Source organism: Corallincola luteus (genome assembly GCF_004336975.1).
GTDB lineage: Bacteria > Pseudomonadota > Gammaproteobacteria > Enterobacterales > Neiellaceae > Corallincola > Corallincola holothuriorum.
Map to the genome: position 1 here is coordinate 143361 of NZ_SJXE01000001.1, position 17907 is coordinate 161267.

The window sequence follows — 17907 nt, forward strand, 5'->3', positions numbered from 1 at the left end:
TTAGCGCTGTCGCCGGTAGTAGCTTTGCACCAAGGCATCGAGAAATACTTGTGTGCTGATATGGGTAAATTGCTGTGATGCGGATAGGTTGCCGAACATAGGCACGCCGTCACCTAACAATATTGGTAGCCGGGTAATGATCAATTCGTCGATCAGATCCTGTTGCAGAAAACGCTGAATCGTCACGCCACCATCGATATATAAATTTTGCAGTCCACGTTGGTTTAATGTGGTAACGATCTCCGTTGGTGTACCTGTGATTAGCTCGGCATGGTCACGGAATTTCTCAGGAATAGCGCCTAGCGTATCGCTGACGACAAAGGTTGGTTTGTTATAGGGCCAAGGAATATCGAAGCCACAGACCACTTCAAAAGTATGACGCCCCATAACTAACGCATCGACGTTCTCCATAAAGGAGGCAAAGCCGAAGTCCTGATGGTCTGGATTGGGTACGGTGTCTAGCCAGTCCAGCCCGCCTTTTTTGTCAGCAATATAACCATCTAAGCTGGTCGCGATAAATACGGTATTGGTCATCTGAGGATCCATAAAAAGAAGAAAGCGCATCATCGGATGCGCTTTCTTTAGTATGAACGAGTTATGTTGTCGCTGACTATGATTGCGCTCGACATAATGAGCTTAATTCATGCGTCATACTGCGATTCAGGTTTACGCGCCGGGACCACACTCCATGCACTGTTCGATCATTGCCGGACCCAAATGCAGTTTGGCGTTAAGGTCACGTAATGCGGTGCGCAAGCCCTCTTCGATCACCGGATGATAGAACGGCATATCCAACATCTGGGCTATGGTCATCTTTTGTTGATGGGCCCAAGCCAGCAGGTGGGCGATGTGCTCCGCACTGGGGCCGATCATTTCAGCGCCTAAAAAGCGTCCGGTGCCCTGCTCACCGTAGACGTGCAACATCCCTTTGTTTTTCAGCATCACTCGACTACGGCCCTGATTTTCAAAGCTCACCTCGCCGGTAGCGAAACAGCCACAGCTACCATACTGTTTTTCCAGCTCACGATGGCTTTGACCGACCATAGCAATTTGTGGGTCAGAAAATACGGCAGCGATGGCGCTGCGGCGCAGACCGGCACGGATATCGGGAAAGCGTCCAGCATTGTCCCCGGCAATACGCCCTTGATCAGCCGCTTCGTGCAATAGCGGGATCTGATTGCTGGCATCACCCGCAATAAACAGATTCGGCACTGAGGTTTGCAGTGTATAGTGATCTGCCGTGGGTACACCCCGTTCATCCAGCTCGATATTGATATTTTCCAGTCCCAGCTTATCAACGTTAGGACGGCGCCCTGTGGCGGCTATCACGTAATCAACATGGGTTTCGATATATTCGCCCTGCTTATCGTTATAGGCGAGGAACACACGGTCGCCATCACGCTTGATGGTTTCAACTTTGGCATCCGCATCAAGATAGAACTCTTCGGCAAAGGTGTTGCGGGCGTATTCGGCGACATCGGGGTCGCTCAGTGGGCCGACTTGGTTACCGACACCAAACATCAACACACGCACACCAAGGCGGTGCAGTGCTTGCCCTAGTTCCAGGCCAATAACGCCGGGTCCAAACACGGCCACAGATTCTGGCAGGTCATCCCATTCGAAGACATCATCGTTAATTAATAGACGGTCACCCAGTTCTGCCCATGGTGCGGGATAAGTGGGGCGAGAGCCGGTGGCGATAACAATGCGCTTGGCTGTGATCTGGGTGTGATCATCGATCTGCAGCGTTGTAGCATCGATAAACTTGGCGTAACCACGGATCTTGTCTTCAGCCGGAATACCATCGACCGCTTCAACTACGAAGCCGGCAAAGCGGTCACGCTCGCTTTTTACCCGTTGCATCACCAGCTTGCCATGAATGATTGGCTTGGCGGGCACTTCAATACCAAACTTGTCGGCCTTGCCGATATCGTGGGCGGCTTCGGCGGCGGCAATCAGCAGTTTCGATGGCATACAACCGACGCGTGCGCATGTCGTACCGTAAGAGCCACCTTCGATCATGACGACGCTGGCGGTGTGTTCTTTTGCTGCGCGGTAAGCGCCAAGGCCAGCGGTGCCTGCGCCGATCACAGCGACATCTACGTTCAGTTGTTGCATATCGAACCTCTTATACTGTCACGATGGATGGCTTAGCCATCCATCGCGTTAAAAATATGGGGCGGCGGTGTGACCCGCCGCTGACATGGCGATGACTTAATTAGCCGGCCAAATGGGCGTCTAACTCTTCGCTACCGCCGATGTGCTTACCGTCGATGAAGACTTGCGGCACAGTGCTGCGGCCAGAAATGGCTTTGAGGCTGACGCTAGTGGCGTCGGTGCCCAGAATCACTTCTTCGTAACGCAAGCCTTTGTCGAGCAGGGCTTGCTTAGCGCGGGCACAAAACGGGCATCCCGGCTTAGTGATGATGCTGATTGACGACGGTGCTTTTGCCTGCGGATTGATATATTCCAGCATGGTGTCAGCGTCAGATACTTCAAACGGGTCGCCTGGCTTTTCTGGCTCGATGAACATTTTTGCAATCACGCCATCTTTCACCAACATGCTGTAGCGCCATGAGCGCTTGCCAAAGCCGAGGTCATCTTTATCAACCAGCAGACCCATACCTTCACTGAACTCACCATTGCCGTCTGGAATAACGGTGATGTTTTCTGCTTCTTGGTCGGCTAACCATGCATTCATTACAAAGGTGTCGTTAACACTTAAACAAACGATCTCATCGACGCCGTTTTCAAACAACACGGGTGCCAACTCGTTATAGCGTGGCAGGTGTGTGCTTGAACACGTTGGGGTAAATGCACCTGGCAAGGCGAATACAGCGACGGTTTTACCTGCGAATAACTCGTTTGTGCTGATATCAACCCACTGGTCGTCTTTGCGAGTGTGGAAAGTAACGTTAGGGACGCGTTGTCCTTCTTTGTTTTCAAAAGCCATGTCGTGCTCCAGTTGATTATCTGTGGGGCGTTTTGCCCGGGTCATTGCTTGCTTCGGGAGTAACTATAGGTGGGATTGTTATATTGGTGAAATCGTTTATATTTATTTAAGTGATAGGTTTTGGCTATTAAAGATGAACATTAGAGATTTTCAGTACTTAATCGCATTACATGATACTGGCCACTTCGGCCGCGCTGCCGCGAGTTGCTATGTCAGTCAGCCCACGCTCAGTGGCCAGCTAAGTAAGTTGGAAGATGAGTTGGGTCTGCAGCTGGTGGAACGCAGCCGTCGCAGCATGATGTTTACGCCGGCTGGAGAGGCCATCGTGGCTCAAGCAAGGCAGGTATTGTTAGCTGTGGACGAAGTTAAACATGAGGCCGAACGTTGGCGTGATCCGATGGCGACCACATTGCGACTGGGACTGATACCGACGGTGGCGCCTTATCTTTTGCCTCATCTGCTACCCGCGGTGCAAAGAGAGTTTCCAGCGCTAAGAGTCGAATTGCATGAGTTGCAAACTGAGGTGTTATTAGAGCAACTGGGACAAGGCAAATTGGATGCGCTTATTTTGGCTAAATTGCCGGGGATGGAAAAATATGATGACCGGCTGCTTTATCAGGAGCCAATGCTGCTCGCCGCCGCATCTGATCACCCTCTGTTGCTGCAACCCTCCTTGCAGCTGGCGCAATTGCAGGGCGAATCTGTGCTGATGCTGGAAGATGGCCACTGTTTGCGAGATCAAGCGCTCGGTGTCTGTTTTGCTGCTGGCGCGGAAGAAGATCCCAGTTTTCGCGCGACCAGCTTGGAAACCTTACGTCATATGGTGGCTTTGGGGAGGGGGATCACATTAATGCCGTTATTGGCCTGTTCAGAAACAGGTAAATCCCACGGCCTTTGCTACGCTAATTTTAGCGCACCGCAACCAACACGGGACATCGTGATGTTGTGGCGAAAAGGCTCTGGTATTAGCAGAACCTGTACGCCGCTCTCAGATCTGTGCTCGGAAGTGGTGAAAGAGGCAATGCGAGGTTATATTCACAGCGCTGGATAAGCCAATAAGTTAGGCAACCAAACAGGGAGGATGCGATGATCTCGCATGATGATCGTAGAAATTTCTACCGCATGATGGTGAATGCTGAAGTCACATTAACGCAAGTGACGACGGACTCTCGTTATGAGGGAACCTGTATCAACCTCAGTGCAACTGGGATGGCAGTGTCGGTAGATGAAATGATTGATGCAGACGTGGAACTGGAAGCACGGCTTGAAGCCGCTGACCAAATGGTTCCTGCACTCAATGCTAAGACCAAAGTGATTCGGTGTACGCCCCAAGGGGATGGGAGCTACATGCTAGGGCTTGAGATCCTCGATGTAGTTTAGCCAGGTACAGGCACCACATACTGATTCTGTTTTAAGTATTCTCACTTATCTGGAGAAGATAACGGATATGGAGCGGATCCTGGTTGTAGAAGACAGCCCTATGGTGCTGAAGATTATTCGTCATTTGATCTTACAGGGGCTGGATGTTGATGTTGTAACCCAAACCGATTTAGCAAGTTGTCGTGAACAACTTGATAGCGATGGTGAGTTTTTTGCCGCTGTTGTCGATCTGAATCTTCCTGACGCGCCCAATGGTGAAGTGGTTGAACTCGTGCTTGATCGTCAAATACCTACCGTGGTGTTAACCGGTAGTTATGATGATGAGCGGCGAGAGCGCCTGCTGAGTATGGGAGTAGTGGATTACGTCGTTAAAGAGAGTCGTCATAGTTACGACTATGTCGTAAAGCTGCTGCGTCGCTTGCAAAAAAATCGTCATATTAAAGTACTGGTCGCTGATGATTCCGGCACTACCCGCCGTTTCATTAAAGGCTTGCTACAGCAGCATTTATACCAAGTGCTAGAGGCGAAAGACGGTAAGGAAGCCCTTACAGTCTTAGCTCAACATCCCGATGTCAGCATCCTGATCACCGACTATGCGATGCCTGAAATGGATGGGTTCGAATTGGTCAAGCAGGTGCGCACCGAAAAAGATAAGCATGAACTGGTGATTATCGGCCTGTCATCCACTGAAAGTGGTGCGTTGTCCGCCAAGTTTATTAAAAATGGCGCCAATGACTTCTTGCGTAAGCCTTTCTTTCATGAAGAGTTTCACTGCCGTTTAATGCATAACCTGGAAGAGATGGAGTTGATCCAGGCGATCCAGGACGCAGCCAATAGGGATTATCTAACTCAGCTCTATAACCGCCGCTACTTTTTCACCACAGGTGGGAAGCACCATGAGCAAGCGGTTGCCAAAGGTCAGCAATTGGCGTTGGCGATGCTGGATATTGACCACTTCAAGCAACTGAATGATAACTACGGCCATGAGGCTGGCGATGAGGTGTTACGACAACTGGCATCTAAGATGACGCAGGCCTTTCCTCGTTTTATTTGCGCGCGTATGGGCGGTGAAGAGTTTTGTATCATGATGCCCGGCCTAAATAACGATCAAGCCAATCAGCTTTTAGAAGGCTTTCGTTTGATGGTGGCGCAGCAACCCTTTATGTATGGTGATACAGAGCTTCAGGTGACCTTTAGCGCGGGAGTTACCAACCAGCTATCCAGTTGTTTGGATAATATGTACCAAGGGGTGGATGAGTATCTTTATCGGGCCAAAGAAGCGGGTCGCAACTTCGTGATTACTGACGACTAACGAAAAGCTTCACTCTATCCATCATCTCATTAGGTTGATTGATTAGATTGTAAGCACAAAAAAGGGCATTCCGCGGAATGCCCTTTTTCATGTTAAGTGCAGAGGTTAAGGCACTTCGGAGTTGATTGCTTTAATCTTGTGAATCGCTAAATCAGCGCCTTGGAATTCATCCTCTTGGCTCAGACGAATACCTATGATGGTTTTAACTAGCCCGTAGATAACGAAGCCGCCAACCAGCGCAATAACCAGACCCGTAATAGAGCCGATCAGTTGGCTCATAAAGGTTACACCGCCAAGGCCGCCAAGCGCTTCCAGGCCGAAGATGCCGGCAGCGATACCGCCCCAAACGCCGCATAAACCGTGCAAAGGCCAAACACCCAATACGTCATCGATATCCGGGCGGCGATTCTGCAGGTAGGTAAAGACGACGATGAATAAGCCGCCAGCAACAGAGCCAACGATCAGTGCACCGATAGGATGCATCAAGTCCGAGCCTGCACAAACAGCCACAAGGCCGGCTAAAGGGCCGTTATGGATAAAGCCTGGGTCGTTTTTACCCATCAGCATGGCAACGACAATACCGCCAACCATGGCCATCAGCGAGTTCAATGCAACGAGGCCTGATATACCTGTCAGTTGCTGAGCAGACATGACATTAAAACCAAACCATCCTACGGTCAGAACCCATGCACCTAGCGCTAGCATAGGGATATTGGAGGGAGCGAAACCAACGACGGTGCCACCTTTAACACGCCCTTGACGAGTACCGAGCAACATGATGGCAGCAAGTGCGATCCAACCGCCGACACCATGAACCACAACGGAGCCTGCGAAATCGTGGAATTGGGCGCCAAAACTCTCTTCCAACCAAGCCTGGAAGCCATAATTACCATTCCAGATCATACCTTCAAAGGTGGGATAGAGCAGAGAAACACACAGCAGAGAAGCTAATAGCATGGGGTAGAAGCGTGCACGCTCGGCAACGCCACCACTGACAATGGCTGGGATGGCGGCAGCGAAAGTCAGCAGGAAGAAAAATTTGACCAGCTGATAACCGTTGTCTGCAGCTAAAGTGTCTGCACTGGCGAAAAAGTGCTCGCCATAAGCCAGCCAATAACCAACAAAAAAGTAACCTAATGTCGAAACGCCGAAGTCAGTGATGATTTTCACTAAGGCGTTGACCTGGTTTTTTTCGCGTACGGTACCCACTTCCAAAAAGGCAAAGCCGGCGTGCATGGCCAGTACCATGATGGCACCGCCCAGTACAAATAGGGTGTCGGCACTTTGAAGCAGTGTTTCCACCGCGCTATTGATGTCTTCCACAATTCCTCCAGTTTAAATCGAGCGCATTCAATTGGTGCAAAATGCGCCAATTAAGTGCAAAAATTTCACACCTTGTTGAGCAAGGAGTGGAACTTAGCTTCGCTTTTATAAATTTAATTATTTTTATCAATCACTTATGTTTGTGATTGTTGGGCTGCTATGGTTTGCACCTGAACAGTTCAATAACTAAAGCAGGATGTGTGCCATAACAAAAAGGAGGTATGGGAAACGCGAAGGTTGGCGATTAGAAATACTTTTGGATGTCTAATTTATGGGTCTCAGGCTTTTCGCAGGAGGCGATCTTTTCATTGCATTTAGGGTCTGCAAGATCGATAAATTCTACGTCAATATGATGCTGATACTTGACACTGTAAAACACTTTTACTTGCGGTTTAGTGAGCTCTTTTTCATTAGTTTTGGTGACAATGCCTAATTTTTCACTTTCCAGTTTCACCAGAGTGCCAACCGGATAGATACTCATGCAGCGAATAAACTCTAATACCAAGTCGGCATCTAATTGATCCGGACATAAGCCTTTTAAGATCCCTAATGCTGCGTTCGGTACCATGCCACGCTTATAACAACGGTCCGCCGTTAGTGCGTCATATATGTCGACGATAGACACCATGCGACCATACTTTGAAATTTTATTGGCCGTTAATTTATATGGGTAACCGCCTCCGTTGAGTTTCTCATGGTGTTGAATAATGACTTCCATGGTTAAACGTGGAACTTCAACGCCGCTTTCAATGACCACATCCCGGCTATATACCACGTGATTTTTCATTAACTGAAACTCTTCGGCAGTTAATTTACCCGGCTTATGTAGCACCTCTTCGGCGATTTTAATTTTGCCTAAATCATGGAGCAGTGCACCTAAGCAGATTTGATCGGTTATTTTTCGATCTAATTTTAGATGCTTAGCAAACACGGCCATCAGAATAGATACATTGATGGAATGTTCGAGTAGATAAGAATCTTTTTCGCGGATGCGGGTTAAACAGAGCAATGCATCTTGATTGCGGAACACAGAATCGATGAATGATCCTGTTAGTTCTGCCATCGGCTTAATTTCAAGGGTCTTACCGGCTGCGATATCATCCAGTGCTTTTTGTTGTAGGCCTCTGGCTTCGGTATAGAGTTTTTCTGCTTTTACCATTTCGTCAGCGAAACTGGCACTGCCATGTTGTTCCGCTTTATCTGGTGTTGCTTTGGCTTGTTTTGCAGGAACTGGGGATTGAGGGAGATCGTCGCCTCGATCGGTATCGATAACGACTTCAACCACGCCTTTTTTACGCATCAAATCAACAACACTTTGGCTAGGCACCTTGCCCGCTTTTTTTATGTTGTGATGCTTACCGCCAGCTTGTTTGGCAATACCGTCTACATACATACCAGCTTTGAGCTGATCGATTGAAATTGTCTTCAGCATTTAAACTGCGCAGTAATAACAAGGCTTAATCATGGCTGCAGTCTAACCTATGAAACGGGAGCGTGATACTAAGGGGATCACACTCCGTTTATCTGTTTAGAACAGTTCCTCAGAGCGTTGTTGGTCAGAGCTCTCATCACTGTCGAATGGATTGTCTTGGGTGGCTTCGGCAAACGTGGTGGGTTCACTGCCTTGAATGAAATACTCGAATCTGGATGTGTGGTCTGCTCTTCTCGCTAGCTTACCTGTTTCACGATCGATACGAACACTGACGATCCCTTCCGGTGTTGCCATTCTGGCCTCTTTTTGGCCTTTGAGGCTGGCTTGCATGAAAGTGATCCAAGCGGGTAGCGCGGTTTTTGCTCCAAACTCCTTGCCCGTGATCTGCTCCTTGCCCATGTTGGCATTACGTGAAGCAGCGCCTAGGTTGCGTTGATGATCGTCAAAGCCGATCCATGAGGTGGCAACCAGGTTACTGTTGTAGCCGGAAAACCAAGCGTCTTTCGCTTCGTTGGTGGTACCTGTTTTACCGGCAATATCCCGGCGCTTCAGCTGTCTGGCCGCGCGCCAGGCGGTACCGTTCCAACCCGTACCGTCTCGCCAGCTGCCTCCTCCCCATACCGCGCTGTTTAGTGCTTGGGTGACAAGGAATGCGTTTTGGGCTGAGATAACACGTGGTGCCAGCTGCGCAGGCTCTACCGGAGTGGCAGGACTAATTGGAAACTCGTCATCAGCGCTCTGTTTTGGTTTTGGCGTGCAATCGCTACAGGCTACTTTGGGGGTACTTTGAAAAATGATATTGCCCTGAGGGTCTTCAATCTTATCGATCAGGTAGGGCTCTACGAGAAAGCCACCGTTGGCAAAGACGGCAAAAGCTGTGGCGACTTCCATCGGCGTCAGAGACGCAGAACCAAGGGCTAGAGATTCATTTCTGGGTAATTCATTGATATCGAAGCCGAATCGCGTCAGGTAACGGCGCAGATCTTGAAGTCCAACTGCCCGTAATAAGCGCACCGAGATAACGTTTTTTGATTTAGCCAAGGCGACGCGCAGTCGAGTTGGCCCTTCGTAGACTGGCGGTGAATTTTTTGGTCGCCATGCCGTGCCCTGACGGGAGTCCCATTGGTTGATGGGCGCGTCATTAATGATGCTTGCTAAGCTGAAGTTATCCTCAAGAGCGGCTGAGTAGATAAAAGGCTTAATATTTGAGCCGACCTGGCGCTTGGCCTGGGTCACCCGATTGTACTGGCTGAACTGGTAGTTAAAGCCACCGACTAACGCTTCGATGCCCCCGTTTTTTGGATTGAGTGCAACAAGTGCGGCGTTGGCTTCTGGTACTTGAGCCAGTGACAATTCTCCCTCTTCGTGAGTGCGTATCCAGATTTGACCGCCAGGATTAACTATTTCGGCTGCTGTCTTCGGTGCTTTTCCTTGGCGCTCATCAGAGATATAGGGGCGTGCCCAGTTCATCCCTTCCCATGGCATGGTACTCAGCAATCCGCCGCGAACAGCGACTTCCGCCGTTGTTTCCGATACGGAAATAACCACCGCTGGTAGCAGATCGCCGACGGGTGAGACATCATCCAAATAATCGAAAATCTTCTCGGTCGTCCAGCCTTCGCTTGTCGGTGCTATCTCACTGTCGTTTTGCTGCGCTTCGTCTGAGCTGATAAGGGCATTTGAACCGTCCTGCCAAAGCTGCTTCACTGCACCGCGGTAGCCGTGGCGAATATCATAAGCGAATAGATTACCGACAACCGCCTTTTCGGCTGCTATCTGTGCTTTGCTTTGTACTGTTGTATAAACGTTATAGCCGCCGGTATAAGCCTCATCTTCGCCGAGCAGGTTAATGATTTCCTGACGAACCATCTCTGACAGATAGGGGGCGTAAATACCCACTTGAGGGCCGTGATATTTTCCTGTGATGGGGGCCGCATCCGCTTCTGCGAAACTAGCCTGATCAATTGCGCCGACCTCTAGCATTCGTCTTAGTACGTGATGTCTTCTGTCTTTGGCGCGTTCAGGAGAACGGATTGGGTTTAGTAAAGAGGGGGCTTTGGGTAAGCCTGCAATAACCGCAATCTGAGCTAGAGATAATTCATCAACTGATTTGCCATAATAAACTTCTGCAGCAGCGCCGACACCATGGGCACGATAACCCAAAGGGATTTTATTTAAATAAAGTTGGAGAATTTCGTCTTTGGTTAAAAGTTCTTCAATATGCCAAGCGAGAAATATCTCTTTAATTTTTCGCATGTATGTTTTTTCCCGAGATAGGAAAAAGTTACGTGCTACCTGCATGGTAATTGTGCTTGCCCCTTGACGCTTTTCACCTGTCATTAATAAAGAGGTAAATGCGCGGGCTATACCAATGACATCGATGCCTGGATGGTCATAAAATCGCCAATCTTCCGTCGCCAGAAACGCATTAACCATGGTCTCCGGGATCTGTTCCATTTCCAATGGAATTCGTCTTTTTTCGCCAAACTGGGATAGTAATTGACCGTCAGCGCTATAAACCTTCATTGGCGTTTGTAAGCGCATAGTTTTCAACGTATCTACATTGGGTAATTCAGGCGCTATATAAAAATAAAGGCCGATGACAGCCAATGTACCGGTCAAAAAGCAGCTGATGAATGCTATAGATAGCCATTTAATCCACTTCACGGTGGCAGACTCCAGGGGGACTAATTTTCATTTCTGTGATCAGAGAAGGCTAGTATAGGGATCTCGCTCATAAATAACGAATAGTTTTGAGAACTCTACTGTTGGATGGCGACTCGAACTGTTCTATGCTAACAGCCAGAACCAAAAAATTAACATAATAGCAATCTTTCTATTTTCAGGGAGTTTGGCGAGGGGTCATGCTGAAGGGCTTTTTAGAACAGCAAACCCCCCCGATGGTCGGCATAGATATTGGCTCGAATTCAATCAAAGCCGTGTTGTTATCTAAAACAACAGACGGATTTAGATTGGATGGCGTGGCTCAGATGCCGGTACCAAAAGGGGCGGTTGTAGATCACGAGATTCAGGACATCGAGGCCGTTGGTGGAGTGATTAAAACACTTCGCAAACGTTTTGACAGAAAAGTGCGCCTGGCGGCAGCTGCTGTCAGTGGCTCGTCCGTCATGACTAAAGTGATTTTCATGGATGCGGCTCTGTCTGACAATGAGATGGAAGAACAGATCCGGATTGAAGCAGATAACTTAATTCCGTACGCATTGGATGAAGTGAGTTTAGACTTTGAGACCATTGGTCCCAATCGTGCAGATCCAACCAAAGCTGACGTATTGTTGACCGCTTCTCGCACAGAGAATGTGGAAGCGCGTGTGAGTGCTCTTGAAGAGGGTAATTTCAGCGCTAAAGTAATCGATGTTGAGGCTTACGCGCTGGGCCGCAGTGTCGAATTGATGGTGGCACAGCTCGAAGGCTACTCTGAGAAAAGTGTTACTGCGGTGGTCGATATCGGTTCAAATATGACAACCTTTAGTTTTGTCGTAGATGGCCAGATTGTGTATACCCGCGAGCAAGCTTTTGGTGGTGAGCAATTTACCCAGTCGTTGATGTCTTATTACGGTATGGAACATGCCGAAGCCGAAACGGCCAAACTAACTGGCGAACTTCCGCGTAATTACACTTTTGAAGTGTTGGCGCCGTTTCAAACATCGTTAATTCAACAGCTGCGACGAACTATCCAGATTTTTTCTACCTCAAGTGGTTACGATAAAGTCGATAATTTAATTCTTGCCGGTGGTACCGCACAGCTTGAAGGTATTGTGCAACTGCTTTCAGATGAGTTAGGTGTGGAAACTATCGTGGCCAACCCCTTTAGCGGTATGACATTGGCTGATGAAATAGCCCCGGAAGCGATAACAACGGATGCAGCAAAATATGCTGTTGCCTGCGGCCTAGCATTAAGGAGTTTTAGCCAATGGCACATATAAACCTCCTTCCTTGGCGCGAAGAGGCGCGCAAGCGTCGCCAAAATGCCTTTACTGCGATGCTTGGAGCGACTGTCTTTGCGGGTGTTTTGTTGATGTATGGTGTTTACTCCATTGTTGATGGTGTCATTGACAGTCAACGTCATCGAAATGCGTACCTACAGCAGGAAATTCAAGTTCTGGATCGTCAGATTGCAGAGATTAAAGAGCTGCGCAAGAAAAAATCTGAACTGGCACAACGTATGAAGTTGATTAGCGACCTGCAGAAGAACCGGAATATGGTGACGCGGGTATTTAATGAATTAGCATCATCAGTGCCTGGTGGTGTATATATGACGGAACTTGACCGCAAGTCTGGCAATATCCAGATTGTTGGGCGCTCCGAGTCTAATAACCACCTTTCTAATTTGATGCGCCGTGTCGTGAATTCAAGTTGGTTGACTGATCCTACCTTGCAATCGATTCAGGCAGATCCGAAAGAACCGAAGTTGAAGAGCTTCTCAATGCGTCTTCGTATCAAAGAAGCTGCAGCACCTGTTGCTGAAGACGCTAAGCAGAGGGGAGCTAAACGATGAAATTTGACTTGAAAGAGCTGAATGAAATCGATTTCAATGAGTTGGATCTTAACAATATGGGCGAATGGCCTTCTACGGTTAAGGCCATATTCATAGGGATCGTTGGTGTTCTTACTTGCTTCCTGTTTTATTACTTCATGATCGGTGATCAGCTCGACGATTTGTCGCGAGAGCAGGCACGTGAAATTGAATTACGGGAACAGTTTCGCTCTAAATATCATTTAGCTGCCCGGGTGAAAACCTACCGTGAGCAGATGAAAGCGATGGAAGAAACGTTTGAAAATTTGCTGCGTATCTTGCCGCTAAGTCATGAAACACCGGGTCTGTTGGACGATATTACCTATGTCGGCACTACCCACGGCCTCGAGTTCGTTAACATTAACTGGGAACCCGAGCGGCCACAGGAATTTTATATCGAACTGCCTATCGCGATCGTTGTTGAGGGTGACTATCACCAATTTGGTGACTTCGTGTCAGATGTCTCTGCATTACCACGAATTGTTAGTCTCCATGACTTTTCTATTAAGCGTATAGATGAGTCGAAGTTGCAGCTGAGTATTTTGGCTAAAACATACCGCTACAAGGAGGCTCAGTAATGAAGAAGTTAGCATTGCTCGCCTTGGTTAGTGCGGGACTTTATGGTTGCGGAGACGATATTAGCGATCTACAGGAGTTTGTTTCCTCCGTTAAAGCGACGCAGTCAGGTTACGTGGAACCTATGCCTGAAGTTGCGCCGTTTCAGCATGAAGATTACGTGGCGAGTGAATTGAGAAGCCCGTTTGTGGCGCCTCAGCCTGAGCTTATCGTAGAAGCGGTTGAAGTAGTAAAAGATTGCTTAACACCTGATGTCAATCGTATTAAAGAGCCTTTGGAAGCTTATGCGATTGATAATCTGACAATGAAGGGCACCGTTGGTGATGCCGAAGGTCTTTGGGCGTTGATGCAGACTGATGACGGAGGCTTGTTCCGTGTGAGAGCCGGTTATCATATGGGGCTCTATTTCGGATTGGTGACGCAAGTGCGCCGTGATGGTTTAGATCTTATCGAGTTAATCCCTGACGGCTCAGGCTGTTGGGTAGAGCGCTACACCGATGTGGCACTTGCGGAATAATAAGTAGAATTCAGGAACGGATATGTTTAGTGAACGGACGGTGAGGCATTTAGGCCAAGTTGTTGGGTCGATAACTTCGGGAGAGTTGAGAGCCGTGATTTCTAATAGGCTAGTAACACTGTTCTTATGCCTGCTGCTGACGCCAAGTGCAGTGAATGCAGCGCAACTCAAGGACATCCGCTATAACGCGGTCGTGGAAGATCTTCTGGAGATCGAACTTGTATTCGATGCGCCGGTTGAAGATCCAGAGAGTCGGGTGAACCATCGCCCGACAGAGATTGAGTTTAGATTTCCTGACGTCACGTCAGATCTGGATCTGCGTAGTATCCCAATTGATAAGGCCGATGTTCGTGGCTTGAGTATTCAGGAAGGTTTCCGTGGTATGAAAATGGTGGTGGGGCTAAAATCCCTGCGTCCTTATCGTACCCAGCGTAAAGGTAACTCCTTTATTATCAGTATTGGTAATGAGGTCGTTGCTGGGCCGACGCCTGATGACGTTTTCCTTAATCGAATTAATGCTCTCGATTTTCGACGTGGGGCGGAAGGTGAAGGTCAGTTCCTTGTTTACCTTGAAGGCCAATCTGCTGCGGTGGATGTGACTCAAAAGGGTGAGAAGCTGATCGTTGAATTCCATAACACTGACATCATGAAAGAACTGATCTACATGATGGATGTTATTGATTTTAATACGCCAGTGAAAACCATCGAGACATTTAAAGGGGAAAACTATACTCAGTTTATGGTCGAACCATTAACTGACTATACCTACAACTACTATCAGTTAGATAATCTCTTTACCTTGACTGTTTCCCCCATCTCGGAAGACGAAGATGATGTGTCAGACCAATACGCAGGTCAGCCTATCTCGCTAAACTTCCAGGATATTCCTGTGCGTACTGTTTTACAGATTATTGCTGATTACAACGGATTCAACCTTGTAACCACTGATTCTGTGGACGGTAATATTACACTTCGCTTAGACGGTGTGCCTTGGGACCAAGCGCTTGATATTATCTTGAAGGTTAAAGGCCTTGGTAAGCGAGTAGAGGGACGCATCCTGATGATTGCACCTTCTGAGGAGCTGGCAGTACGCGAAGCGAACGAATTAAAAGCAGAGCGTGAAGTTAAGGACTTGGCGCCTCTGTACTCGGAATATATCCAGGTTAATTATGCTAAAGCGGCGGAATTGACTGCGATTATTACCTCTTCTGACTCTTCATTACTGTCGAAGCGTGGCGCTGTATCAATGGATGAACGAACCAATACGTTATTGGTTCGTGATACCGCAGAACGCTTAGAAGATATCCGTCGCATGATTGATGTACTTGATGTGCCGGTTAAGCAGGTGATGATAGAAGCACGAATGGTGACTATCAATGATGGTGTTCAGGAAGATCTTGGCATCCGTTGGGGTATCACAGATACATTCGACGATGGTGCTACTTCAGGTACACTTGAGGGGGCTGATGCCGCAGCCGCAGGAATTGTTCCTGACTTAGCTGACCGTTTGAATGTAAACCTTCCTGTCGCGTCACCAGCGGGTAGTATCGCATTCCAGGTGGCAAAACTGGCGGATGGTACCATCCTTGATTTAGAGCTCTCAGCTTTAGAGCGCGAAAATAAGGGTGAAGTGATTGCGAGTCCACGTATCACGACGGCTAACCAGAAACCGGCTTATATCGAACAAGGTACAGAGATCCCATTTGTGGAATCAGCTTCTTCTGGTGCGACATCTGTGACCTTTAAAAAAGCGGTATTAGCGCTACGTGTTACACCGCACATTACGCCTGATGACCGTATTATTCTCGATTTGGTTATTACTCAGGACACCAAAGGCGATACCGTACCTACTGGTACTGGTCTAGCAACGGCAATTAATACCCAGGAAATTGGCACGCAAGTTTTGGTCAATAACGGGGAAACCATTGTTCTTGGTGGTATCTATCAGCAGGAAATTAAGCGTGCGGTCAGTAAAGTGCCGCTGCTTGGTGACTTGCCTGGCGTAGGCTGGATGTTCAGAAATACCAGCGATACCAATGAGAAGAAAGAGATCCTGATCTTTGTAACACCAAGGATTGTGACTGAAACTTTCTAACTGGTAGTTAGCTTAAAAAGGGGAGCTTGCTCCCCTTTTTTGATCTTAATTGCCAAAGGGGTACTGTTCCTGAGATAATGGTAGATTGTTCGCGGGTCCTTAACTCTTTAAGGAGAGACCAAGGTTTCACTCTGTTTAATCGGCTGTAGACGGCAATGGCAGAAAAAAGAAATATATTCCTAGTAGGCCCCATGGGGGCTGGTAAAAGTACGATTGGGCGTCATTTGGCGCAAGAACTTCACCTAGAATTTTATGATTCTGATAGCGAGATTGAGAGTCGCACAGGCGCTGATATCGCTTGGGTGTTCGATATTGAGGGTGAAGAAGGCTTTCGCGCTCGAGAAGAGACAGTGATTAATGATCTAACAGAGTTGCAAGGCATTGTGCTTGCAACGGGTGGTGGATCGATCATGAGTAAAGAGAACCGAAATAAGTTATCTGCTCGCGGTATCGTTGTCTATCTCGAGACTTCAATTGATAAGCAGTATGCGCGTACGCAGCGTGATAAGCGTCGGCCTTTATTACAGACCGACGACCCACGTAAGACGTTAGAAGATCTGACGGATGTCAGAAACCCTCTGTATAGCGAGATCGCCGATTTGACTGTGAAGACTGATGAGCAAAGTGCTCGTGTCGTAGCAAATCAAATTATCAAGGAACTCGGTTTTTAAGATAGTGGTGCAGGATATGAGCGTCCTTCAGGTTGTATTGGGTGAGAGAAGTTATCCCATTACTATTGCTCCAGAGGCCTTTCGGGCCACTGGTGCTGTGGTCAAATATGTGCGTGGTGATCGGGTAATGATTGTCACCAATGAGACTGTGGCGCCACTTTATCTGGCGCAACTCGAAGCCGCTTTGACCAGCAAGAAAGTTGCTTCTGTGGTTCTACCTGACGGTGAATCGTATAAAACCCTTGATACCTTGAATCAGGTGTTTACAGCGTTGCTTGAAGGAAACCACGGGCGCGATACCACGGTTATTGCACTAGGTGGAGGAGTTATTGGCGATATGGCCGGCTTTGCCGCCGCGTGCTATCAACGCGGGGTGCCGTTCATTCAAATACCAACGACCTTGCTTTCACAGGTCGATTCTTCTGTTGGTGGTAAAACAGCCGTTAACCACCCTTTAGGAAAAAATATGATTGGGGCGTTCTATCAGCCTCAAGCAGTTTTTATCGATACCCTCTGTTTAGGGACATTGCCTGCAAGGGAGTTCGCAGCAGGGATGGCCGAGGTGATTAAGTACGGTATCATTGCCGATGAGCCCTTCTTTGAATGGTTAGAGCAACATGCGGACGAGTTGCAGGCGTTACAGCCAGAGGCTTTGCGTTATGCGATCGAACGTTGTTGTCAGATAAAAGCGGATATCGTTGCCGCTGATGAAACAGAAAAAGGTGTTCGCGCGCTACTTAATCTGGGGCATACATTTGGTCACGCGATAGAAGCTGAACAAGGGTATGGTCAATGGCTACACGGTGAGGCAGTGGCAGTGGGCATGGTGTTAGCCGCAAAAACATCATTAGCGCTCGGTTTGATTGATGAAGCTATGTATCAACGGCAAGTCGCACTCATTCGACTTTATGACCTTCCTGTCGTTCCTCCTGCTGAGATGGACTTCGATTCTTTTATGACGCATATGCAGCGTGATAAGAAGGTATTGCAAGGTAAACTCCGGCTTATTTTGCCAGAGAGAATAGGTCGCTGTGCGATGTTTGACGATGTCGAAGAGGCCGTGTTGCGTTCAGTGCTGGCGTAATGACGCCTATACCCTATTGGAGGGGTGTGT

The 17907-nt window shown here is 48.2% G+C and carries 16 protein-coding genes; 10 read left to right on the forward strand and 6 right to left on the reverse strand.

Annotated features, from left to right (window positions below):
* The 3 genes from EZV61_RS00585 to EZV61_RS00595 all read right to left on the reverse strand — a co-directional run bounded on the left by EZV61_RS00585 (nt 1) and on the right by EZV61_RS00595 (nt 2953).
* Nucleotides 1-534 carry a dihydrofolate reductase family protein gene (locus EZV61_RS00585; RefSeq protein ID WP_131413987.1) on the reverse strand — a complete coding sequence of 178 codons (534 nt, stop codon included), beginning with the start codon at nt 532-534 and terminating at the stop codon, nt 1-3.
* Between the two features lie 132 nt (nt 535-666).
* Nucleotides 667-2118, reverse strand: coding sequence for a dihydrolipoyl dehydrogenase (locus EZV61_RS00590; RefSeq protein ID WP_131413988.1), 1452 nt, complete (start codon nt 2116-2118; stop codon nt 667-669).
* A gap of 100 nt (nt 2119-2218) precedes the next feature.
* Entirely contained in the window at nt 2219-2953 is a 735-nt protein-coding gene (locus EZV61_RS00595; RefSeq protein ID WP_114339608.1) for a glutathione peroxidase, read from the reverse strand.
* Nucleotides 2954-3086: 133 nt separating this feature from the next.
* Between EZV61_RS00595 and oxyR the strand changes: the two genes are divergently transcribed.
* The 3 genes from oxyR (at nt 3087) to EZV61_RS00610 (ending at nt 5645) form a co-directional block, all read left to right on the forward strand.
* A complete protein-coding gene (oxyR, locus tag EZV61_RS00600) occupies nt 3087-4004 on the forward strand; it encodes a DNA-binding transcriptional regulator OxyR (protein ID WP_131413989.1) in 918 nt (305 codons plus the stop codon).
* A 35-nt stretch (nt 4005-4039) separates the two neighbouring features.
* On the forward strand, nt 4040-4333 hold the full coding sequence (locus tag EZV61_RS00605) for a PilZ domain-containing protein (RefSeq protein WP_131413990.1): 294 nt from the start codon (nt 4040-4042) through the stop codon (nt 4331-4333).
* A gap of 67 nt (nt 4334-4400) precedes the next feature.
* Nucleotides 4401-5645, forward strand: coding sequence for a diguanylate cyclase (locus EZV61_RS00610; RefSeq protein ID WP_131413991.1), 1245 nt, complete (start codon nt 4401-4403; stop codon nt 5643-5645).
* Nucleotides 5646-5750: 105 nt separating this feature from the next.
* Here EZV61_RS00610 and EZV61_RS00615 read toward each other — a convergent pair whose 3' ends face one another.
* The 3 genes from EZV61_RS00615 to EZV61_RS00625 all read right to left on the reverse strand — a co-directional run bounded on the left by EZV61_RS00615 (nt 5751) and on the right by EZV61_RS00625 (nt 11067).
* Nucleotides 5751-6968, reverse strand: a complete 1218-nt coding sequence (locus EZV61_RS00615; protein ID WP_131413992.1) for an ammonium transporter — start codon at nt 6966-6968, stop codon at nt 5751-5753.
* Nucleotides 6969-7212: 244 nt separating this feature from the next.
* Nucleotides 7213-8400, reverse strand: a complete 1188-nt coding sequence (locus EZV61_RS00620) for a cyclic di-GMP phosphodiesterase (RefSeq protein WP_131413993.1) — start codon at nt 8398-8400, stop codon at nt 7213-7215.
* A 96-nt stretch (nt 8401-8496) separates the two neighbouring features.
* Nucleotides 8497-11067, reverse strand: coding sequence for a penicillin-binding protein 1A (locus tag EZV61_RS00625; RefSeq protein WP_131413994.1), 2571 nt, complete (start codon nt 11065-11067; stop codon nt 8497-8499).
* 197 nt (nt 11068-11264) lie between these two features.
* On the opposite strand from EZV61_RS00625, the gene EZV61_RS00630 reads away from it, so the two are divergent.
* The 7 genes from EZV61_RS00630 (at nt 11265) to aroB (ending at nt 17877) form a co-directional block, all read left to right on the forward strand.
* Complete coding sequence (locus EZV61_RS00630) at nt 11265-12344, forward strand: pilus assembly protein PilM (protein WP_205695289.1); 1080 nt, start codon at nt 11265-11267, stop codon at nt 12342-12344.
* On the forward strand, nt 12332-12916 hold the full coding sequence (locus tag EZV61_RS00635; RefSeq protein ID WP_130566147.1) for a PilN domain-containing protein: 585 nt from the start codon (nt 12332-12334) through the stop codon (nt 12914-12916). Before EZV61_RS00630 ends, EZV61_RS00635 begins: the two co-directional genes overlap by 13 nt.
* Nucleotides 12913-13512 (forward strand): type IV pilus inner membrane component PilO, encoded by a 600-nt coding sequence (locus EZV61_RS00640; protein WP_114339599.1) that lies wholly within the window; start codon nt 12913-12915, stop codon nt 13510-13512. The genes EZV61_RS00635 and EZV61_RS00640 overlap by 4 nt, the downstream gene beginning before the upstream one ends.
* A complete protein-coding gene (locus EZV61_RS00645) occupies nt 13512-14027 on the forward strand; it encodes a pilus assembly protein PilP (RefSeq protein ID WP_114339598.1) in 516 nt (171 codons plus the stop codon). Before EZV61_RS00640 ends, EZV61_RS00645 begins: the two co-directional genes overlap by 1 nt.
* 22 nt (nt 14028-14049) lie before the next feature.
* The gene (locus EZV61_RS00650; RefSeq protein WP_131413995.1) at nt 14050-16122 is read left to right on the forward strand and encodes a type IV pilus secretin PilQ; all 2073 of its coding nucleotides are present in this window, start codon (nt 14050-14052) and stop codon (nt 16120-16122) included.
* A 155-nt stretch (nt 16123-16277) separates the two neighbouring features.
* Nucleotides 16278-16793: a shikimate kinase AroK gene (aroK, locus tag EZV61_RS00655; protein WP_114339596.1), complete on the forward strand. Its 516-nt coding sequence runs from the start codon at nt 16278-16280 to the stop codon at nt 16791-16793.
* 16 nt (nt 16794-16809) lie between these two features.
* A complete protein-coding gene (gene aroB / locus EZV61_RS00660) occupies nt 16810-17877 on the forward strand; it encodes a 3-dehydroquinate synthase (RefSeq protein ID WP_131413996.1) in 1068 nt (355 codons plus the stop codon).
* The last annotated feature ends 30 nt before the right edge of the window (nt 17878-17907 follow it).